This window comes from Bradyrhizobium sp. CCBAU 51753 (genome assembly GCF_015291565.1).
GTDB lineage: Bacteria > Pseudomonadota > Alphaproteobacteria > Rhizobiales > Xanthobacteraceae > Bradyrhizobium > Bradyrhizobium ivorense.
In genome coordinates, this window is sequence record NZ_CP030037.1 from 4,554,975 (window position 1) to 4,574,452 (window position 19,478).

Consider the following 19,478-nt stretch of genomic DNA (forward strand, 5'->3'; position numbering starts at 1 on the left):
TCGCACCGGTGATCTCCCTTTGCGATGGTCGGCTCATCGGCAGCGACGGCGCCGATCGATCTGCAAGGGAGATACGCGATGAACGGCCGACCGCTCTACGCGACCGCGAGGGATGGCACAAAACTGTTCGTGCAGGACTGGGGTGCCGGCCGCCCGGTGCGGCTGCTATCGGCGTGGACGTTCGATGCGAGCACCTGGGGCGGCCAAATCGCAGCGCTCAACGGCAGGGGCTTTCGCTGCATAGCGCCTGACCGGCGCGGGCACGGCCGATCCGAGATGCCGTCGCATGGCTATGATCTGGATACGCTGACCGACGACGTCGCCGATGTGCTCGAGCAGCGCGATTTGCACGACGTGACCCTGGTCGGCTTCTCGATGGGAACCGCCGAGGCCGTGAACTATCTGGCGCGTTACGGATCGAAGCGGATTGCGCAGCTGGTGCTGGTGGCGCCGACGACACCGTGTCTGGTTGCGACTGACGACAATCCGGACGCGATCCCGAAGGCAATGATCGAGGCTGACCTCGCCGCGATTGCGCGGGATTTTCCGGCCTGGATCACGGCCAACGAGCCGCCGTTCTTCGTGCCCGAGACGCCGGAGATCACGCGCGCCTGGATCCGGCAGATGATGCTGCGCGTGCCGCTGCCGGTGGTGCTGGCGTGCCGCAAGACCATTGCGCACGCCGATCTTCGCGCCGCGGCCGCCGGCATCGATCGTCCGACCTTGATCGTGCACGGCGACAGCGATGCCAGCGCGCCGTTGCCGTTGACCAGTGCGAGAACGGCCAAGCTGATCAAAGGCAGCAGGCTCACCGTCTACGCCGGTGCCCCGCACGCGTTGCCGCTGACGCACAGCGAGCGCCTGCTGTCCGACATGCTCGCGTTCATGGCGAGCTGAGACGGCGGCTAACTCGCGCGCGCGATGTCCGAGCGGATCCAGCGCGCGGCCCAGACAAAGAGCAGGGCGCCGAGCGTGGTGGTCACCGCGGCCGACAGCAGCGAGTAGCGCACCGCGTCGACGCCGTAAGCGCCCTTCAGCGCGTCGTTGATGATACCGACGGCGAGCGGGCCGACGCCCTGGCCGAAGCAGGTCGCGGTGAGCAGCACGATCGCCGAGGCCAGCGCCCGCATGCTCGGCTTTGCCACGGTCTGGGCGATCGCGAAGATCGGGCCGAGATGGAAGCCGACCATGAACGAGGTCAGCGCCAGGGTTGCGACCATCAGCGCAAAGCTCGGCGTCAGCATGCAGAGCGCGAACACCGGGCCGGCGAGGCCGGACATGATCGCCGGCGCCCATAATTTCCAGCGGTCGTCGCGGCGGCTGATCTGCGCCACGACGAGGCCGCCGACCAGCGTGCCGGCCATGCCGGCGAGGCCCTTGAAGGTGCCGGCATAGGTGCCGATCTCGGCGCTCGTGAGGTGATGGATGCGCGCCAGGAACGGCGGGATCCACACCGCGGTGGCGTAGTTGGTGTAGGTCGTCAGGCAGAACCCGATCAGCACGATCACAAAACTCGGCTGCGAGACGAGGAAGCGCAGCGTCGGCCCGATCGGCTCGGCCTTAAAAGTCTCGGCCATCGCGCCGCGCTTCGGCTCGGAGATCGTGAGCCACAGCACCGCGGCGAGTGCGATGCCGGGCAGGCCGGCGGTGAAGAAGGCGGTGCGCCAGCCGTAATGCTGGTTGACATAGCCGCCGATGAAATAGCCGAGGAAGACGCCGAGATAGGTGCCGATGGCGTAGATGCCGAGCGCGCGCGGCCGTTCGTTCTTGCTGAAGAGATCGGCGATCATCGATTGCGACGCCGGGGTGCCGGCGGATTCCCCGATGCCGACGCCGATCCGCGCCAGCGCCAGCGTGGTGACGCTGGTGGCGAGGCCGCAGAGATAGGTCATGGCGCTCCAGAACGCGAAGGCGATCGCAACGATGTTGCGGCGGTTGAGGCGGTCGGCCATTCGCGCAATGGGAATGCCGAGCAGCGAATAGAACAGCACGAAGCCGAAGCCGGCGAGCAGGCCCATCGTGGTGTCGCTGAGCACGAACTCCTTCTTGATCGGCTCGATCAGCACGTTGAAGATCGTGCGGTCGAGGAAGTTCAGGGCGTAGACGATGGTGAGCAGCCCAAGCACGTAATAGCGCCGGGCCGAGGGCCGGGCTGTGGCCTCGGCCGGCGCGGCTGCCTGCGGTGCGAGATCGACCATGGCATTCCCCCCGATGTCTTTATTGTTGTTTGTGAGGCGGGCCGTCAGACCTCGCGAATGTAATTCCCCGCCTCGAATTTGACCGGCTCGGCCGCGGCGTCGAACGACACCCCGATCGGGTCGCGCCCGGCGGCCAGCGCCTCGAGCTGGTCCGTGAGCATGCGGCGGATCATCAGGATGCCGCGGTCGCTCTGGCCAAAATGCTCCTCGGAATGAACCGTCACCGGGCCCTGGCCGACCTGCGCCTCGTAGTCGCCGGGGAATTGCTGGTGCTCCCGCTCGGTCATGTCCCACCAGAACTTGCCGTTGAACTTCGAGCGCATGCGGCCGATGTCGCCCGCATTCTTGACGCGGCCGGCGACGTAGATCCGGAATGAGGTGTCGTCGATCGGCAGGGTCCAGCCGATCGATTCGACGCGGGCGAATTGCGCGACCCGCGGGTTGGGCACCACGCGCAGCGTGGGCAGGGCGGCTTCGGTGACGCGGTAAAACACCCGGCCGTCGTCCTGGTTGCGGATCGAGCGCACCGCGACGCCGCGCGGCGTCATCTCGAACTTCACCTCGGGCATCGAGGCCATCATGGTGGTGAACTGCGGCCCCGAGAACGAGCCGTGCAGCACCGGCACGTGGTAGGGATCGACCACGTTCTCGAAATGCTGCAGCCAGTTGCAGGGGATCACGGCAGGTCCCCCGCCGCCGATCGAGGAATCGTCGGCCTCGACGAACTCGCCGTCGTCCATGGTCTCCAGACACTCGTAGCGCGGCAGCACCGGTTGTTTCTCGGCCGGACCCATGTAGGCGAAGATCAGGCCGTAGCGCTCCTGCACCGGATACCAGGGCTGCCGGACCTTATCCTTGAACAGGCCGCCCTCGGGCTCGCAGGGCTGCTCGAGGCAACGGCCCTCGGTGTCGAATTTCCAGCCGTGATAGCAGCAGCGGATGCCGTCGTCCTCGACCTTGCCATAGTAAAGGGTCGTGCCGCGGTGGCAGCACCGGGCATGCAGCAGTCCGATCCGGTTATGCTTGTCGCGGAACAGGATCAGGTCCTCAGCCAGCGCACGGACTTTCCTGGGGATATCGGTGGCGTCGCCGGCGAGGCCGATCGGGTGCCAGTAGCGGCGGAGCAATTCGCCCATCGGCGTGCCGCGAACCACCGAGGTCAGCTCGGTTCGCCTCGCGGCCGGCTTCATGGCGTAGGCCGTGCCGAGGTCGCGGTCCCGCTCGGTAATGGTCATGTCGTTTCCTCCCGCCGCCGGACTGCTGCCAGCGATCGTCTGTCGTTGATAAAGTCAACGATAGATCGATGACAATGTCAACGATCTCGCTTAGCTTGGCAGCGGGCTGCTTTGTTGGCAGAGGTTAGCGATGACCGAGAAGCTGAAGACTGCGAAGGCTTTGCCGCCGGCGATCGCCGTCGACGCCGAGCTGGCGCCGATCACCGCGATGCTGTCGTCGCGGCTGATGGTGGTGGCCAATCTGCTCAAGCGCGGCGCCATCCTGCGCTACAAGCGGCTCGCCGGGCTGTCCTCGGTGGAGTTCGGCCTGGTGGCCTCGCTTGGCCGGCGACCGCCGATGAGCGTGGTGCGGCTGGCGGAAGCCGTCGGCATGGACAAGGGCCAGATCAGCCGGGCACTGGCCGAGCTCGTGGCGCGCAAGCTGGTCGCCAAGGCGATCAACCCGCGCGACAACCGGGAAACGCTGGTCTCCCTGACCAAGGCAGGCCTTGCCGCCCACGACGCAATTGTGGCCGGCGCGCAGGAGCGCAACCGGCGTTTGCTGGAACAGCTCGATCCCCAGGATCTTGAGGTCCTGCTTGGACATATTGACCGGCTGACCGCGACCGCCGCGGAAATGCTCGTCGACGAGAAAGAGCTGGGCTGATATGGCGGCGGGGCAGGGCACCGGATGGCCTGCGCGGCGTTGCCCCGTGAAGCAAGCGCATCCGCCTCACAAGGCCGCGAGCCCGCGGAGACGACGGTAAAAGCGTCAAAATAGCTTGTCTTGCGCCCTCTGTTGCGCTGCGCTAAAGCCTCAGAATAATTCCAATCAACGAATCTGCGGCACGTCCGAAACCGCAGCAAGAAGGCCATCGCCGATGACCGGCATCCTGCAGAATTATCTTCCACTTGTGGTCTTTGTCGGGGTCGCCAGCCTGATCGGCCTGGCGCTCCTGGTGGCGCCGTTCCTGGTCGCGTTCCAGCAGCCGGATCCGGAAAAGCTGTCCGCCTATGAATGCGGATTCAACGCTTTTGATGACGCCCGCATGAAGTTCGACGTCCGCTTCTATCTGGTGGCGATCCTCTTCATCATCTTCGACCTCGAAGTGGCGTTCCTGTTCCCGTGGGCGGTGGCGTTCGGCAAGCTCGGCGCAACCGGGTTCTGGTCGATGATGGTGTTCCTGGCCGTGCTGACGGTCGGGTTTGCGTATGAATGGAAGAAAGGCGCGCTCGAATGGGATTGAGCCCCACCGCCGCAACCTCGCAGCCTGCGATCGCGCAAGCTCCGAAGGGCATTCTCGATCCGTCGACCGGCAAGCCGGTCGGCGCCAATGACCCGTTTTTCCTCGAGGTCAATCACGAGCTGTCCGACAAGGGCTTCTTCGTCGCCGCGGCCGACGACCTCATCACCTGGGCCCGCACCGGCTCGCTGATGTGGATGACCTTCGGTCTTGCCTGCTGCGCGGTCGAGATGATGCAGGTCTCGATGCCGCGTTACGACGTCGAGCGCTTCGGCTTCGCGCCGCGCGCCTCGCCGCGGCAGTCCGACGTGATGATCGTTGCCGGCACGCTGACCAACAAGATGGCGCCGGCGCTGCGCAAGGTCTACGACCAGATGCCGGAGCCGCGCTACGTCATCTCGATGGGCTCCTGCGCCAACGGCGGCGGCTACTATCACTATTCCTATTCGGTGGTGCGCGGCTGCGATCGCATCGTGCCGATCGACATCTACGTGCCGGGCTGCCCGCCCACGGCGGAAGCTCTGCTCTACGGCGTCCTGCTGCTGCAGAAGAAGATCCGCCGTATCGGCACTATCGAACGCTAAGGTTTTACGTCATGGACGACGGCAAGCTCGACGCCCTTGGGCAGACGATCGTGAGCGCGCTTCCGGGCGCGGCCACCTCGCACTCGGTCGCGTTCAACCAGCTCACTATCGATGTCGAGATTGGCAGAATCGTGGAGGTCGTTACGTTTTTGCGTGACGATCCGAACTGCCGTTTCGTCAACATCACCGACGTCACCGCGGTGGATTATCCGTCGCGCGAAAAGCGCTTCGACGTCGTCTACCATCTGCTGTCGCCGACGCTGAACGCGCGGATCCGGCTGCGCGGGCAGGCCGATGAGACCACGCAGGTGCCGTCGATCATCGGCGTGTTCCCGGGCGCCGACTGGTTCGAGCGCGAGACCTACGACCTCTACGGCGTGATCTTCATCGGCCATCCCGACATGCGGCGGCTCTTGACCGATTACGGCTTCGACGGCCATCCGCTGCGCAAGGACTTTCCGCTCACCGGCTTCGTCGAGGTCCGCTACGACGACCAGGAGAAGCGGGTGCTGTACGAGCCGGTCCGGCTCAACCAGGAATTCCGCAAGTTCGATTTCCTCTCGCCCTGGGAAGGCGCTGACTATCCGCTGCCCGGCGACGAGAAGGCCAAGGCGGAGCCGAAGGCATGAACGAGCAACCGCAGAATCTTCGCAACTTCACCATCAATTTCGGGCCGCAGCATCCGGCGGCGCACGGCGTGCTGCGCCTAGTGCTGGAGCTCGACGGTGAAGTCGTCGAGCGTGTCGATCCGCACATCGGTCTCTTGCATCGCGGCACCGAAAAGCTGATCGAGCACAAGACCTATCTGCAGGCGATTCCCTATTTCGACCGGCTCGACTACGTCGCGCCGATGAACCAGGAGCATGCGTTCTGCCTCGCGGCCGAAAAACTGCTCGGCATCACGGTGCCGCGCCGCGGCCAGCTGATCCGCGTGCTCTATTGCGAGATCGGCCGCATCCTCTCGCATCTGCTCAACGTCACGACGCAGGCGATGGACGTCGGCGCGCTGACCCCGCCGCTGTGGGGCTTTGAAGAGCGCGAGAAGCTGATGGTGTTTTACGAGCGCGCCTCCGGCTCGCGCATGCACGCGGCGTTCTTCCGCGTCGGTGGCGTGCACCAGGACCTGCCGCCGAAGCTGATCGACGACATCGAGGCGTGGTGCGATCCGTTCCTCAAGGTGGTCGACGACCTCGACACGCTGCTCACCGGCAACCGCATCTTCAAGCAGCGCAACGTCGACATCGGCGTGGTGCCGCTGAAGGAAGCCTGGGAGTGGGGTTTTTCGGGCGTGATGGTGCGAGGCTCCGGCGCGGCCTGGGATCTGCGCAAGTCGCAGCCCTATGAGTGCTACGCCGAAATGGAGTTCGACATCCCGATCGGCAAGAACGGCGACTGCTTCGACCGCTACCTGATCCGCATGGAAGAGATGCGCCAGTCGGTGCGCATCATGAAACAGTGCATTCAGAAGCTCAAAGCGCCGGACGGGCAGGGCCCGGTCGTGGTCGAGGACAACAAGATCGCGCCGCCGCGCCGCGGCGAGATGAAGCGCTCGATGGAAGCGCTGATCCACCACTTCAAGCTCTACACCGAAGGCGTCCACGTGCCGGCCGGCGAGGTCTACGCCGCGGTCGAGGCGCCGAAGGGCGAGTTCGGCGTCTATCTCGTCGCCGACGGCACCAACAAGCCCTACAAGTGCAAGATCCGCGCGCCGGGTTTTGCTCACCTGCAGGCGATGGATCACATTTGCAAGGGCCATCTGCTGGCCGACGTTTCCGCCATCCTCGGCTCGCTGGACATCGTGTTCGGCGAGGTCGACCGGTGATGATGGCCGCATCCGCACCGCTGAATTGAGAGTTTGATCGATGTCCGTCCGCCGCCTTGCCCCGAAGGAATTGCAGCCCGCGAGCTTCACGTTCACCGACGAGAATCTCGCCTGGGCCAAGAAGGAGATCGCAAAGTATCCGCCGGGTCGTCAGGCCTCGGCCGCGATCGCGATCTTGTGGCGCGTGCAGGAGCAGCACGAGGGTTGGGTGTCGGAGGCGGCGATCCGCGCGGTCGCCGACCTGCTCGAGATGCCGCATATCCGCATGCTGGAGATCGCGACCTTCTATACGATGTTCCAGCTCTCGCCGGTCGGCAAGAAGGCGCATGTCCAGGTCTGCGGCACCACGCCATGCCGGCTGCGCGGCGCCGCCGATCTGATCGAGGTGTGCCAGCATCGCATCCATCACGATCCGTTCCAGCTGTCGAAGGACGGCAACTTCTCCTGGGAGGAGGTCGAGTGCCTGGGCGCCTGCGTGAACGCGCCGATGGTGCTGATCTGGAAGGACACCTATGAGGATCTGACCAAGGAAAGCTTTGGCAAGGTGCTGGACGGCTTTGCCGCCGGCAATCCGCCGAAGCCGGGTCCGCAGGTCGACCGTCAGTTCTCGGCTCCCGCCGGCGGGCCGACCACGCTGAAGGAGGTCACCTGATGCAAGGCTTTCAGGTCAGCGGGACGGGGACGGGCGTTGCGATGAAGAACTGGCGCAATGTCGCCCTGCACACCGCGCTGGCGGCCGGCTTCATGTTCCTGCTGCAGCGCTACGGCCTGAGCGCCACGCTGGAATCCAGCCTGTTGTGGGCCATCGTGTTCGGCGGCTGCGCCGCCGGGCTCGCTTATTCCCAAGCCAATCGGTGATGTTCGGAAAGTTTTGAGCATGCTCGACGACAAGGACCGCATCTTCAAGAACCTCTACGGCCTGCATGACTGGGGCCTCGAGGGCGCGCGCCGCAGGGGCGCCTGGGATGGCACCAAGGCGATCATCGACAAGGGCCGCGACTGGATCATCAACGAGATGAAGGCGTCCGGCCTGCGCGGCCGCGGCGGCGCGGGTTTCCCGACCGGCATGAAGTGGTCGTTCATGCCCAAGGAGTCCAAGGACGGCCGTCCGAGCTATCTCGTCGTCAACGCCGACGAGTCCGAGCCCGGCACCTGCAAGGACCGCGAGATCATGCGGCACGATCCGCATCTGCTGATCGAAGGCTGCCTGCTCGCGAGCTTCGCGATGGGCGCGCATGCCTGCTACATCTATGTCCGCGGCGAGTTCATTCGCGAGCGCGAACACCTGCAGGCCGCGATCGACCAGGCCTATGACGCGCGGCTGATCGGCAAGGACAACGTCAACGGCTGGCCGTTCGACCTCTACGTCGCCCACGGCGCCGGCGCCTATATCTGCGGCGAGGAGACCGCGCTGCTCGAGAGCCTCGAGGGCAAGAAGGGCCAGCCGCGGCTGAAGCCACCGTTCCCGGCCAATGTCGGCCTCTACGGCTGCCCGACCACCGTCAACAACGTCGAGTCGATCGCGGTCGCGCCCGACATCCTGCGCCGCGGCGCCGCCTGGTTCGCCGCGATCGGCCGGCCGAACAATGTCGGCACCAAGCTGTTCTGCGTCTCCGGCCATGTCGAGCGGCCCTGCAACGTCGAAGAGGCGATGGGGATTCCGTTCCGCGAGCTGATCGAGAAGCATTGCGGTGGCATCCGCGGCGGCTGGGACAATCTGAAGGCCGTGATCCCCGGCGGCTCGTCGGTGCGCATGGTGCCGGCCGAGCAGATCATCGACACGCCGATGGATTTCGACTCGCTCAGCAAGCTGCGCTCCGGCCTCGGCACCGCGGCCGTCATCGTGATGGACAAGTCGACCGACCTGATCCGGGCGATCGCCCGCATCTCCTATTTCTACAAGCATGAGAGCTGCGGTCAGTGCACGCCGTGCCGCGAGGGCACCGGCTGGATGTGGCGGGTGCTGACCCGCATGGCCGAGGGCCGCGCCCACAAGCGCGAGATCGACATGCTGCTGGAGGTCACCAAGCAGGTCGAGGGTCACACCATCTGCGCGCTCGGCGATGCCGCGGCCTGGCCGATCCAGGGCCTGATCGCGCATTTCCGTCACGAGATTGAAGAACGCATCGACCAGTATTCGCACAAGGCCGACCTCGACGATCAGGGCGTGCGCGATCCCATGCACATGGCGGCGGAGTAATGACGGCGATGGCGCAACAGGCCGCATGGTGGCAGAGATACGGGACGCTGGCGCAGATGGCGCACGCGACCGTGGCGCTGCTCGGCTTTGGCGCCGTCCTGCTGCAGATCAACGAGATCCGTTGGTCGAACCGCGCCTCCGCGGCGCGCACGGCGTATCTCGGCTACACCGATCTCGCCTTCAAGAACCCGAAATTCGCACAGCCCGATTACGAGGCCATCAAGGCCGGCAGCCGCGAAGAGCGGTCGCAATATGAGAGCTTCGTCTCGTATTTCCTCTATGCCTGCGAGGAGACCTTTGCCGCGTTTGCGGACAAGCGCGAATGGCAAGCATCCTGTGACTACGAGCTGAAACCGCATTTGGCGTTCCTCTGCGAGAAGAACCAGGCGCAGCCTGCGTATCTCGCGACCTACGGCGCCGAGACCCAGCAATGGGTGAAGACCTCACTGAAAACCGCCGGCGTCGCACCGCCCGACTGCAAGCTCGGAAAGACCTGAGACAGACATGAGCAAGATCATCATCGATGGCAAAGAGATCGATGTGCCGCCGGAATACACGCTGCTGCAGGCGTGCGAGGAGGCCGGCGCCGAGATTCCGCGCTTCTGCTATCACGAGCGGCTGTCGATCGCCGGCAATTGCCGGATGTGCCTCGTCGAAGTGAAGGGCGGCCCGAAGCCGGTCGCAAGCTGCGCCTGGGCCGTGCGCGACTGCCGCCCGGGTCCGAAGGGCGAGCCGCCGGAGATTTCGACCCGTTCGCCGATGGTCAAGAAGGCGCGCGAAGGCGTGATGGAGTTTTTGCTGATCAACCATCCGCTGGACTGCCCGATCTGCGACCAGGGCGGCGAATGCGACCTGCAGGACCAGGCGATGGGTTACGGCGTCGACACCAGCCGCTTCGCCGAGAACAAGCGCGCGGTCGAGGACAAGTATCTCGGCGCGCTGGTCAAGACCTCGATGAACCGCTGCATCCAGTGCACGCGCTGCGTCCGCTTCTCCGCCGAGGTCTGCGGCGCGCCGGAAATGGGCGCGACCGGACGCGGCGAGGACATGGAGATCACGACCTATCTGGAACAGGCGCTGAGCTCTGAGCTGCAGGGCAATTTGGTCGACATCTGCCCGGTCGGCGCGCTGACCTCGAAGCCCTACGCGTTCGCGGCGCGGCCCTGGGAGCTCGGCAAGACCCAGTCGGTCGACGTCATGGACGGCGTCGGATCGGCGATCCGCGTCGACACCCGCGGCCGCGAGGTGATGCGCATCCTGCCGCGCATCAACGAAGCGGTGAACGAGGAGTGGATTTCCGACAAAACCCGCCACGTCGTCGACGGCTTGCGCACCCAGCGCCTCGACCGGCCTTATGTGCGCCAGAACGGCCAGCTCCGCCCGACCTCGTGGCAAGAGGCTTTTGCCGCGATCGCCGCCAAGGCCGGCCGCACCGACGGCAAGCGGATCGGCGCCATCGCCGGCGATCTCGCGGCGGTCGAGGAGATGTACGCGCTCAAGGAGCTGCTGGCGAAGTTCGGCTCGGTCAATCTGGCGGTGCAGGGCGGCGACGCCTTCGACGCCAAGGCGGGTCGCGGCTCCTACATCTTCAACCCGACCATATCAGGCATCGACCAGGCCGATGCGCTCCTGATGATCGGCTCGCATCCGCGCAAGGAAGCCGCGGTGCTGAACGCGCGGATCCGCAAGCGCTGGCGCCATGGCGGGCTCAAGGTCGGCCTGATCGGCAGCAAGGCCGAGTTCACCTATCCGCACGACTATCTCGGCGCGGGCACCGAGACGCTGGCCGATCTCGCCGCCGGCAAGCATTCCTTCGCCGACGTGCTGAAGAACGCCAAAAACCCGATCATCCTGGTCGGCGCCGGCGCCTATACGCGGCATGACGGCGCGGCGGTGCTGGCGCAGGCCGCCAAGCTCGCGCTCGACGTCGGCGCGATCAAGGACGGCTGGAACGGCTTTGCCGTGCTGCAGGATACGGCTTCGCGCGCCGGCGCGCTCGATATCGGCTTCTCGCCGGCGGCCGGCGGCCTGACCACGGCGCAGATGACCACCTTCGGCACGCTCGACGTGCTGTTCCTGCTCGGCGCCGACGAGGTCACGGTGCCGGACGGCACCTTCGTGGTCTATATCGGCACCCATGGCGACCGCGGCGCGCATCGCGCCGACGTCATCCTGCCGGGCGCGGCCTACACCGAGAAGTCCGGCATCTATGTCAACACCGAAGGCCGGGCGCAGATCGCCAACCGCGCCGCGTTCCCGCCGGGCGAAGCCCGCGAGGATTGGGCGATCATCCGCGCGCTGTCGGATGTGCTCGGCAAGAAGCTGCCGTTCGACTCGCTGCAGGCGCTGCGCCAGGCGCTGTTCAAGGCCACTCCGCACCTGATGCGGCTCGACCAGATCGAGGCCGGCAAGGCCGACGACGTCAAGGCGCTGGCGGGCAAGGGCGGCACCGTCGACAAGGCGGCATTCAAGCCGACCGTCGAGGATTTCTATTTGACCAACCCGATCGCACGGGCCTCAGCCGTGATGGCGGAATGCTCGCGGCTGGCATCGGGCAAATTGCTGACGGCAGCGGAGTGAGCGTGACCTGATGGCTGATTTCTTCGCAAGCTCGTTCTGGACCGGCTTCCTCTGGCCGCTGATCATCATGGTCGCGGAGAGCCTGTTGCTGCTGGTCGTGCTGCTGATCGCGATCGCCTACATCCTGCTTGCCGACCGCAAGATCTGGGCGGCGGTGCAGATCCGCCGCGGCCCCAACGTGGTCGGCCCGTTCGGACTGCTGCAGTCGTTCGCCGACCTGTTGAAATTCGTGCTCAAGGAGCCGGTGATTCCCGACGGCTCCAACAAGGGCGTGTTCCTGCTGGCGCCGCTGGTCTCCTGCGTGCTGGCGCTGGCCGCCTGGGCCGTGATCCCGATGGATCTCGGCTGGGTGATCTCCGACATCAATGTCGGCGTGCTCTACATCTTTGCGATCTCGTCGCTGTCGATCTACGGCATCATCATGGCCGGCTGGTCGTCGAACTCGAAATATCCGTTCCTGGCGGCGCTGCGCTCGGCGGCGCAGATGGTGTCCTACGAGGTCTCGATCGGCTTCGTCATCATCACCGTGCTGCTGTGCGCCGGTTCGCTGAACCTGTCGGCGGTGGTGGAAGCGCAGAACAGCCGCGGGCTTGCGCACCTGATCGGCCTGCCGCAGCTCACCATCCTGAACTGGTATGTGTGGCCGCTGTTCCCGATGTTCGTGGTGTTCTACGTTTCGGCGCTGGCGGAGACCAACCGCCCGCCGTTCGACCTCGTCGAAGCGGAATCCGAGCTGGTCGCCGGCTTCATGACCGAATACGGCTCGACCCCGTATCTCTTGTTCATGCTCGGCGAGTATGTCGCGATCACCACGATGTGCGCGCTGGCGACGCTGCTGTTCCTCGGCGGCTGGCTGCCGCCGGTGAACCTGCCGCCGTTCACCTGGATCCCGGGCATCGTCTGGTTCGCGCTAAAGCTGTTCTTCATGTTCTTCATGTTCGCGATGGCGAAGGCGATCGTGCCGCGCTACCGCTACGATCAACTGATGCGGCTCGGCTGGAAGGTGTTCCTGCCGCTGTCGCTGGCAATGGTGGTGATTGTGGCCGGCGTGCTGCAGTTCGCCGGCATCGCGCCGAAGTGAGGCCGTCATGAGTGTCAACGTCAACGCAACTGCCCGCTCGCTTCTGCTTTCGGAATTCGTCTCGGCGTTCATGCTCGCCATGCGCTATTTCTTCAAGCCGAAGCCGACGCTGAACTATCCCTTCGAGAAGGGCCCGATCTCACCGCGCTTCCGCGGCGAGCACGCGCTGCGCCGTTATCCGAATGGCGAGGAGCGCTGCATCGCCTGCAAGCTGTGCGAGGCGATCTGCCCGGCGCAGGCGATCACCATCGAGGCCGGCCCGCGCCGCAACGACGGCACCCGCCGCACGGTGCGCTACGACATCGACATGGTGAAGTGCATCTATTGCGGCCTGTGCCAGGAGGCCTGCCCGGTCGACGCCATCGTCGAGGGGCCGAATTTCGAGTTCGCGACCGAGACCCGCGAGGAACTGTATTATGACAAGGCCAAGCTGCTCGCCAATGGCGACCGCTGGGAGCGCGATATTGCGAAGTCGATCGCGCTCGACGCGCCGTACCGGTGAGGTGAGGGCATGATCCTTCCGGCGCTGTTCTTCTATCTGTTTGCCGCGGTCTGCGTGGCCTCGGCGGTGATGGTGATTGTCTCGCGCAATCCCGTGCACTCCGTGCTGTTCCTGATCCTGGCCTTCGTCAACGCGGCCGGGCTGTTTATCCTGATGGGCGCCGAGTTCCTCGGGATGATGCTGATCGTGGTCTATGTCGGCGCGGTCGCGGTGCTGTTTCTGTTCGTGATCATGATGCTCGACGTCGACTTCGTCGAGCTGCGCGAGGGCTTCATCCAGTACCTGCCGATCGGCATCGTGATCGGCGGCATCTTCATGTTCGAGCTGCTGCTGGTGGTCGGCGCCTGGGTGATCAACCCACAGGTCACCAAGACGATCACGGCGGCGATCCCGACCAATGTCAGCAACACCGAGGCGCTCGGCCTCGTGCTGTACACCAAGTATATCCATTACTTCCAGCTCGCCGGCATGGTGCTGCTGGTCGCGATGATCGGCGCCATCGTGCTGACGCTGCGCCACAAGGCCAACGTCAAGCGCCAGAACATCAACGTGCAGAACGCGCGCACGCCCGACATGGCGATGGCGCTGCGCAAGGTGGCGTCGGGGCAGGGGCTTTCGGACGCCGATGCGGCGGAGTGGGTGAAATGACGATCGGGCTCGGGCACTATCTGGCGGTCGGCGCGATCCTGTTCACGCTCGGGATCCTCGGCATCTTCCTCAACCGCAAGAACATCATCGTCATCCTGATGTCGATCGAGCTGATCCTGCTCTCGGTCAACATCAACCTGGTGGCGTTCTCGACCTTCCTCGGCGACATCGTCGGCCAGGTGTTCGCGCTCTTGGTGCTGACTGTGGCGGCCGCCGAGGCCGCGATCGGCCTTGCCGTGCTGGTGGTGTATTTCCGCAACCGCGGTTCGATCGCGGTTGAAGACGTCAATCTGATGAAGGGCTAGCGCGCCGATGTACCAGGCAATCGTATTCCTGCCTCTGCTGGGCGCCATCCTCGCGGGGATCATCTCGCTGGTCGGCGCGCATGCGCGCAACCCGAGTGGCGACACCGTCGATCACCACGACGATGCGCATGGCGACGCCCATGCTCATGCGTCGGCGGCGCATGACGATCACGCGCACGACGACCATGGCCACGACGACCACCACGTCGCCGAGCCGCCGGCCGCGGGCTCGCGGGCGGCCGAGCTGATCACCACCGGCCTATTGTTCGTTTCCGCGGCGCTGTCCTGGTTTGCCCTGGTCAATGTCGGCTATTTGCACGAGGAGGTGCGGCACGTCGTGCTGCTGCCGTGGATCACCTCGGGCGAGCTGCAGGTTAGCTGGGGGCTGCGGATCGACACGCTGACCGCGGTGATGCTGGTCGTGGTCAACACGGTCTCCGCGCTGGTCCACCTCTACTCCATCGGCTACATGGACGAGGACCCGTACCGGCCGCGCTTCTTCGGCTATCTCTCGCTGTTCACCTTCGCGATGCTGATGCTGGTGACCGCCGACAACCTCGTGCAGCTGTTCTTCGGCTGGGAGGGCGTCGGTCTCGCAAGCTATCTGCTGATCGGCTTCTGGTACCAGAAGCCGTCGGCGAACGCCGCGGCGATCAAGGCCTTCGTGGTCAACCGGGTCGGCGATTTCGGCTTCCTGCTCGGCATCTTCGCGGTCTTCATGCTGGTCGGCTCGGTCGACCTCGAGACCATCTTCCACGCCGCGCCCGGGTTGACCGGCAAGACCATCGACTTCTTCGGCTGGCACGCCGACGCCCTGACCCTGACCTGCATCTTCCTGTTCATGGGCGCGATGGGCAAGTCGGCGCAGTTCCTGCTGCACACCTGGCTGCCGGACGCGATGGAGGGCCCGACCCCGGTGTCGGCGCTGATCCACGCCGCGACCATGGTCACCGCCGGCGTCTTCATGGTGGCGCGGCTGTCGCCGCTGTTCGAACTGGCGCCGACCGCGCAGGCCGTCGTGATGTTCTTCGGCGCCACCACGGCGTTCTTCGCCGCCACCATCGGCCTCGTCCAGAACGACATCAAGCGCATCGTTGCTTACTCGACCTGCTCGCAACTCGGCTACATGTTCGTGGCGATGGGCGCGGGCGCCTATTCGGTCGGCATGTTCCACCTGTTCACCCACGCCTTCTTCAAGGCGCTGCTGTTCCTGGGCTCCGGCTCGGTGATCTACGCGATGCACCACGAGCAGGACATCCGCAACATGGGCGGCCTCCGGCACCGGATCCCGTACACGTTTTACGTGATGTGCATCGGCACCCTGGCGCTGACCGGTTTTCCGGTGTTCGCCGGCTTCTATTCGAAGGACGCCATCATCGAGGCGGCCTATGCGGCGCACAACCCGTTCGCGATCTACGCCTATCTGCTGACGGTCATGGCCGCCGGCCTTACCTCGTTCTATTCGTGGCGCCTGATCTTCAAGACCTTCTGCGGCGAGCCGCACGACCAGAAGCACTACGAGGCGGCGCATGAGGCTCCGCTGTGGATGCTGGTCCCGATCGGCGTGCTCGCCGTGGGCTCGTTCGCCGCCGGCTTCCTGTTCAAGGAGGTGTTCGCCACCCCGCACGGCGTCGAGGAGTTCTTCCGCCACTCCGTGACGATGAACCCGCACATCCTCGAGGACATGGAGCATATGCCGGCGCTGCTTGGCTATCTGCCGACCGTGATGATGCTGCTTGGCCTGTTCGTCGCCTACATCTTCTACATCACCAGGCCTTACCTGCCGGTCGAGCTCGCGCAACAGCAGCCGATGCTGTACCAGTTCCTGCTCAACAAATGGTACTTCGACGAGCTGTACGAGCTGATCTTCGTGCGACCTGCGAAGTGGATCGGCTACCAGCTCTGGAAGAAGGGCGACGGCTTCGTCATCGACGGTTTTGGGCCGGACGGCGTCTCGGCCCGCGTGCTCGACGTCACCCGCAACGTCGTCAAACTGCAGACCGGCTACCTCTATCACTACGCCTTCGCGATGCTGATCGGGGCCGCCGGATTGATCACCTGGTTCATGTTCGGCTTGGGAGGCCAGTAAAGCGATGACCTGGCCAATCCTATCGGTCACGACCTTTCTGCCGGCGGTCGGCGCGATCCTGGTCTATCTGCTCGCGAGGGGCGGCGACGCGACCGCTGACCGCACCGCGCGCTGGATCGCGCTGTGGACCACGCTGATCACCTTCGTGATCTCCCTGATCCTGGTCGCGCGGTTCGATCCGGCACAGTCCGACTTCCAGTTCGTCGAGAAGGCGTCCTGGCTCGCCACCGGCATCACCTACCACATGGGCATCGACGGCATCTCGCTGCCGCTGATCATCCTGACCACCGCGATCATGCCGCTCTGCATCATCGCGAGCTGGAACGCGATCACCACCAGGGTCAGCGAATACATGATGGCGTTCCTGATCCTGGAAACGCTGATGGTCGGCACCTTCTCGGCGCTCGACCTCGTACTGTTCTATTTGTTCTTCGAGGGCGGCCTGATCCCGATGTTCCTGATCATCGGCGTCTGGGGCGGTCCGCGCCGGGTCTATGCCTCGTTCAAGTTCTTCCTCTACACGCTGCTCGGCTCGGTGCTGATGCTGCTTGCCATCATGGCGCTGTACTGGAACGCCGGCACCACCGACATCCCGACGTTGATGCACACCGCGGTGCCGCGCGGCCTGCAGACCTGGGCCTGGCTCGCCTTCTTCGCCTCGTTCGCGGTGAAGATGCCGATGTGGCCGGTGCACACCTGGCTGCCGGACGCCCACGTCGAGGCGCCGACCGCCGGCTCGGTGATCCTGGCGGCGATCCTGCTGAAGATGGGCGGCTACGGCTTCCTGCGCTTCTCGCTGCCGATGTTCCCGCTGGCCTCGCACGACTTCGCGCCGTTCGTGTTCACGCTCTCGGTCATCGCCATCATCTACACCTCGCTGGTGGCGCTGATGCAGGAGGACATGAAGAAGCTGATCGCGTACTCCTCGGTCGCGCATATGGGCTTCGTCACCATGGGCATCTTCGCGGTGACGACGCAGGGCGTCGCCGGCGGCATGTTCCAGATGATCTCGCACGGCATCGTCTCCGGCGCGCTGTTCCTCTGCGTCGGCGTGGTCTACGACCGCATGCACACCCGCGAGATCGCGGCCTATGGCGGCCTGGTCAACCGGATGCCGCTCTATGCGCTGACCTTCATGGTGTTCACCATGGCCAATGTCGGCCTGCCGGGCACCTCCGGCTTCATCGGCGAGTTCATGACGCTGCTCGGCACCTTCAAGGTGTCGCTGCCGACGGTGGTGCTCGCCACCACGGGCGTGATCCTGTCGGCGGGCTACGCGCTCTGGCTCTACCGCAAGATCGTGTTCGGGGCGCTGGTCAAGCCGGCGCTGACGAGCATGAAGGATCTCACCTTGCGCGAATGCGTGACGTTGTTTCCGCTGATCGCGCTGACCATCCTGTTCGGCGTCTATCCGAAGCCGGTGCTCGACATGTCGGCGGCCTCGGTGCAGCAGCTCGTCAATAATTACAATACCGCCGTGACGGCCGTGAAGGCCGCTGCGCTGGTCGTTCAATAAGGCCCGGGTCCATGAGCTTTTCCAGTGCAGGTTATCAGTTGCAGCCGGTGCTGCCCGAGCTGGTGCTCGCGGTCGGCGCCATGGTGCTGTTGATGATCGGGGCCTATCGCGGGCAGGGCACGACGCGGCTCGTCACCGCGCTTGCGGTGTGTCTGTTGGTGCTGACCGGCGTGCTCGAGCTGTGGCTGCCGGGCGGCAAGCTCGTCACCTTCGGCGGCAGCTTCATCGTCGACGATTTCGCCCGCTTCCTGAAGATCCTGGCGCTGATCGGCTCGGCCGCGACCTTGATCCTGGCGACCGAGTTCCTCTCCGTTCCGTCGCAACGGACCTTCGAGTTCTCGATCCTGGTGCTGCTGTCGACGCTCGGCATGATGGTGCTGATCTCGGCCGGCGATCTGATCGCGCTCTATCTCGGCCTCGAGCTGATGAGCCTTGCGCTCTACGTCGTCGCCGCGAGCCAGCGCGACAACGCCAAGTCCAGCGAGGCCGGCCTGAAATATTTCGTGCTCGGTGCGCTGTCGTCCGGCATGCTGCTGTACGGCGCCTCGCTGATCTACGGCTTCACCGGCACGGTGAGCTTCGCCGGCATCGCCGCGGCGGCGACCAAGGGCAGCGTCGGCATCGTGTTCGGCCTGGTGTTCCTGCTCGCCGGCCTCTGCTTCAAGGTCTCGGCGGTGCCGTTCCACATGTGGACGCCCGACGTCTATGAAGGCGCGCCGACCCCGGTCACCGCGTTCTTCGCCTCGGCGCCGAAGGTCGCCGCGCTCGCAGTGTTCACCCGCGCGACGCTGACCGCATTCCCCGGCATCGTCACCGAGTGGCAGCAGATCCTGGTGTTCGTGTCGATCGCCTCGATGGCGCTGGGCTCATTCGCGGCGATCGGCCAGACCAACATCAAGCGGCTGATGGCCTACTCCTCGATCGGCCATATGGGCTTTGCGCTGGTCGGCCTTGCCTCCGGCACGGTCGAGGGCGCCCAGGGCGTGCTGATCTACATCGCGATCTATGTCGCGATGACGCTCGGCTCCTTCGCCATCATCCTGGCGATGAAGCGCAACGGCCAGGCGGTGGAGCAGATCAGCGATTTCGCCGGCCTGTCGCGCACCAACCCGCTGCTTGCCTTCTTCTTCGCGATGATCCTGTTCTCGCTCGCAGGCATCCCGCCGCTCGCCGGCTTCTTCGCCAAGTGGTACGTGTTCGTCGCGGCGATCAAGGCCAACCTGTTCACGCTCGCGGTGATCGGCGTGCTGACCAGCGTGGTGGGCGCGTTCTACTATCTGTCGATCGTCAAGGTGATGTATTTCGACCAACCGCTCGGCAAGCTGGATCCGATGCGCCTCGAGTTGCGCACCGTGCTGGCGGTCGCCGGCATCTTCAACGTGTTCTTCTTCGCCTATCCGGGCCCGCTGGTCAGCGTGGCCACGGCGGCGGCGAAGTCGCTGTTCTGACCCCACGGCAAGACCACTGGCTTTCGGGGCAGATCATGCGCAGAATG

20 protein-coding genes are annotated in these 19,478 nt (G+C 65.0%); 18 read left to right on the forward strand and 2 right to left on the reverse strand.

Annotated features, from left to right (window positions below; genetic code table 11):
• Positions 1-78 precede the first annotated feature (78 nt).
• Entirely contained in the window at positions 79-897 is an 819-nt protein-coding gene (locus tag XH93_RS20510; RefSeq protein ID WP_194474940.1) for an alpha/beta fold hydrolase, read from the forward strand.
• Between the two features lie 8 nt (positions 898-905).
• On the opposite strand, the gene XH93_RS20515 is transcribed toward XH93_RS20510, so the two are convergent.
• Both XH93_RS20515 and XH93_RS20520 read right to left on the reverse strand, forming a co-directional pair.
• The gene (locus XH93_RS20515) at positions 906-2,198 is read right to left on the reverse strand and encodes an MFS transporter (protein WP_194474941.1); all 1,293 of its coding nucleotides are present in this window, start codon (positions 2,196-2,198) and stop codon (positions 906-908) included.
• 44 nt (positions 2,199-2,242) lie between these two features.
• The gene (locus tag XH93_RS20520) at positions 2,243-3,433 is read right to left on the reverse strand and encodes an aromatic ring-hydroxylating dioxygenase subunit alpha (protein ID WP_194474942.1); all 1,191 of its coding nucleotides are present in this window, start codon (positions 3,431-3,433) and stop codon (positions 2,243-2,245) included.
• Between the two features lie 130 nt (positions 3,434-3,563).
• Here XH93_RS20520 and XH93_RS20525 point away from each other — a divergent pair, with 130 nt between their 5' ends.
• From XH93_RS20525 to nuoN, 17 genes are all read left to right on the forward strand, one after another.
• Positions 3,564-4,079 (forward strand): MarR family winged helix-turn-helix transcriptional regulator, encoded by a 516-nt coding sequence (locus XH93_RS20525; protein ID WP_194474943.1) that lies wholly within the window; start codon positions 3,564-3,566, stop codon positions 4,077-4,079.
• A 214-nt stretch (positions 4,080-4,293) separates the two neighbouring features.
• On the forward strand, positions 4,294-4,659 hold the full coding sequence (locus tag XH93_RS20530; protein ID WP_139483904.1) for an NADH-quinone oxidoreductase subunit A: 366 nt from the start codon (positions 4,294-4,296) through the stop codon (positions 4,657-4,659).
• Positions 4,650-5,240 (forward strand): NADH-quinone oxidoreductase subunit B family protein, encoded by a 591-nt coding sequence (locus tag XH93_RS20535; protein WP_139483903.1) that lies wholly within the window; start codon positions 4,650-4,652, stop codon positions 5,238-5,240. The genes XH93_RS20530 and XH93_RS20535 overlap by 10 nt, the downstream gene beginning before the upstream one ends.
• A gap of 11 nt (positions 5,241-5,251) precedes the next feature.
• Positions 5,252-5,869 (forward strand): NADH-quinone oxidoreductase subunit C, encoded by a 618-nt coding sequence (locus tag XH93_RS20540; protein WP_139862505.1) that lies wholly within the window; start codon positions 5,252-5,254, stop codon positions 5,867-5,869.
• Complete coding sequence (locus XH93_RS20545) at positions 5,866-7,062, forward strand: NADH-quinone oxidoreductase subunit D (RefSeq protein ID WP_139483901.1); 1,197 nt, start codon at positions 5,866-5,868, stop codon at positions 7,060-7,062. Before XH93_RS20540 ends, XH93_RS20545 begins: the two co-directional genes overlap by 4 nt.
• Before the next feature lie 40 nt (positions 7,063-7,102).
• The gene (gene nuoE / locus XH93_RS20550) at positions 7,103-7,714 is read left to right on the forward strand and encodes an NADH-quinone oxidoreductase subunit NuoE (protein ID WP_139483900.1); all 612 of its coding nucleotides are present in this window, start codon (positions 7,103-7,105) and stop codon (positions 7,712-7,714) included.
• Positions 7,714-7,920, forward strand: coding sequence for a hypothetical protein (locus tag XH93_RS20555; RefSeq protein ID WP_194468936.1), 207 nt, complete (start codon positions 7,714-7,716; stop codon positions 7,918-7,920). The genes nuoE and XH93_RS20555 overlap by 1 nt, the downstream gene beginning before the upstream one ends.
• Positions 7,921-7,939: 19 nt before the next feature.
• On the forward strand, positions 7,940-9,262 hold the full coding sequence (nuoF, locus tag XH93_RS20560) for an NADH-quinone oxidoreductase subunit NuoF (protein WP_194468937.1): 1,323 nt from the start codon (positions 7,940-7,942) through the stop codon (positions 9,260-9,262).
• An 8-nt stretch (positions 9,263-9,270) separates the two neighbouring features.
• On the forward strand, positions 9,271-9,759 hold the full coding sequence (locus XH93_RS20565) for a hypothetical protein (protein ID WP_139483897.1): 489 nt from the start codon (positions 9,271-9,273) through the stop codon (positions 9,757-9,759).
• Between the two features lie 7 nt (positions 9,760-9,766).
• A complete protein-coding gene (gene nuoG / locus XH93_RS20570) occupies positions 9,767-11,842 on the forward strand; it encodes an NADH-quinone oxidoreductase subunit NuoG (RefSeq protein ID WP_194468938.1) in 2,076 nt (691 codons plus the stop codon).
• 10 nt (positions 11,843-11,852) lie between these two features.
• A complete protein-coding gene (gene nuoH, locus XH93_RS20575; RefSeq protein WP_139483895.1) occupies positions 11,853-12,923 on the forward strand; it encodes an NADH-quinone oxidoreductase subunit NuoH in 1,071 nt (356 codons plus the stop codon).
• A gap of 7 nt (positions 12,924-12,930) precedes the next feature.
• A complete protein-coding gene (gene nuoI, locus XH93_RS20580) occupies positions 12,931-13,425 on the forward strand; it encodes an NADH-quinone oxidoreductase subunit NuoI (RefSeq protein ID WP_139483894.1) in 495 nt (164 codons plus the stop codon).
• 9 nt (positions 13,426-13,434) lie between these two features.
• Complete coding sequence (locus tag XH93_RS20585) at positions 13,435-14,073, forward strand: NADH-quinone oxidoreductase subunit J (RefSeq protein ID WP_139862509.1); 639 nt, start codon at positions 13,435-13,437, stop codon at positions 14,071-14,073.
• Positions 14,070-14,378, forward strand: coding sequence for an NADH-quinone oxidoreductase subunit NuoK (nuoK, locus tag XH93_RS20590; RefSeq protein WP_027537255.1), 309 nt, complete (start codon positions 14,070-14,072; stop codon positions 14,376-14,378). The genes XH93_RS20585 and nuoK overlap by 4 nt, the downstream gene beginning before the upstream one ends.
• A 7-nt stretch (positions 14,379-14,385) precedes the next feature.
• Positions 14,386-16,467, forward strand: a complete 2,082-nt coding sequence (gene nuoL / locus XH93_RS20595) for an NADH-quinone oxidoreductase subunit L (RefSeq protein WP_194468939.1) — start codon at positions 14,386-14,388, stop codon at positions 16,465-16,467.
• Between the two features lie 4 nt (positions 16,468-16,471).
• On the forward strand, positions 16,472-17,983 hold the full coding sequence (locus XH93_RS20600) for an NADH-quinone oxidoreductase subunit M (protein WP_194468940.1): 1,512 nt from the start codon (positions 16,472-16,474) through the stop codon (positions 17,981-17,983).
• Between the two features lie 11 nt (positions 17,984-17,994).
• Positions 17,995-19,431: an NADH-quinone oxidoreductase subunit NuoN gene (nuoN, locus tag XH93_RS20605; protein ID WP_194468941.1), complete on the forward strand. Its 1,437-nt coding sequence runs from the start codon at positions 17,995-17,997 to the stop codon at positions 19,429-19,431.
• The last annotated feature ends 47 nt before the right edge of the window (positions 19,432-19,478 follow it).

Bases quoted from the DNA above. Each gene is read 5' to 3' on its own strand.
- nuoK (WP_027537255.1), top strand. From the start codon at position 14,070: ATGACGATCGGGCTCGGGCACTATCTGGCGGTCGGCGCGATCCTGTTC.
- XH93_RS20545 (WP_139483901.1), top strand. From the start codon at position 5,866: ATGAACGAGCAACCGCAGAATCTTCGCAACTTCACCATCAATTTCGGG.
- XH93_RS20600 (WP_194468940.1), top strand. From the start codon at position 16,472: ATGACCTGGCCAATCCTATCGGTCACGACCTTTCTGCCGGCGGTCGGC.
- XH93_RS20565 (WP_139483897.1), top strand. From the start codon at position 9,271: ATGGCGCAACAGGCCGCATGGTGGCAGAGATACGGGACGCTGGCGCAG.
- XH93_RS20585 (WP_139862509.1), top strand. From the start codon at position 13,435: ATGATCCTTCCGGCGCTGTTCTTCTATCTGTTTGCCGCGGTCTGCGTG.
- nuoF (WP_194468937.1), top strand. From the start codon at position 7,940: ATGCTCGACGACAAGGACCGCATCTTCAAGAACCTCTACGGCCTGCAT.
- nuoE (WP_139483900.1), top strand. From the start codon at position 7,103: ATGTCCGTCCGCCGCCTTGCCCCGAAGGAATTGCAGCCCGCGAGCTTC.
- nuoI (WP_139483894.1), top strand. From the start codon at position 12,931: ATGAGTGTCAACGTCAACGCAACTGCCCGCTCGCTTCTGCTTTCGGAA.
- XH93_RS20515 (WP_194474941.1), bottom strand. From the start codon at position 2,198: ATGGTCGATCTCGCACCGCAGGCAGCCGCGCCGGCCGAGGCCACAGCC.
- XH93_RS20540 (WP_139862505.1), top strand. From the start codon at position 5,252: ATGGACGACGGCAAGCTCGACGCCCTTGGGCAGACGATCGTGAGCGCG.
- nuoN (WP_194468941.1), top strand. From the start codon at position 17,995: ATGAGCTTTTCCAGTGCAGGTTATCAGTTGCAGCCGGTGCTGCCCGAG.
- XH93_RS20555 (WP_194468936.1), top strand. From the start codon at position 7,714: ATGCAAGGCTTTCAGGTCAGCGGGACGGGGACGGGCGTTGCGATGAAG.
- nuoH (WP_139483895.1), top strand. From the start codon at position 11,853: ATGGCTGATTTCTTCGCAAGCTCGTTCTGGACCGGCTTCCTCTGGCCG.
- nuoL (WP_194468939.1), top strand. From the start codon at position 14,386: ATGTACCAGGCAATCGTATTCCTGCCTCTGCTGGGCGCCATCCTCGCG.
- XH93_RS20535 (WP_139483903.1), top strand. From the start codon at position 4,650: ATGGGATTGAGCCCCACCGCCGCAACCTCGCAGCCTGCGATCGCGCAA.
- XH93_RS20530 (WP_139483904.1), top strand. From the start codon at position 4,294: ATGACCGGCATCCTGCAGAATTATCTTCCACTTGTGGTCTTTGTCGGG.
- XH93_RS20520 (WP_194474942.1), bottom strand. From the start codon at position 3,433: ATGACCATTACCGAGCGGGACCGCGACCTCGGCACGGCCTACGCCATG.
- XH93_RS20510 (WP_194474940.1), top strand. From the start codon at position 79: ATGAACGGCCGACCGCTCTACGCGACCGCGAGGGATGGCACAAAACTG.
- XH93_RS20525 (WP_194474943.1), top strand. From the start codon at position 3,564: ATGACCGAGAAGCTGAAGACTGCGAAGGCTTTGCCGCCGGCGATCGCC.
- nuoG (WP_194468938.1), top strand. From the start codon at position 9,767: ATGAGCAAGATCATCATCGATGGCAAAGAGATCGATGTGCCGCCGGAA.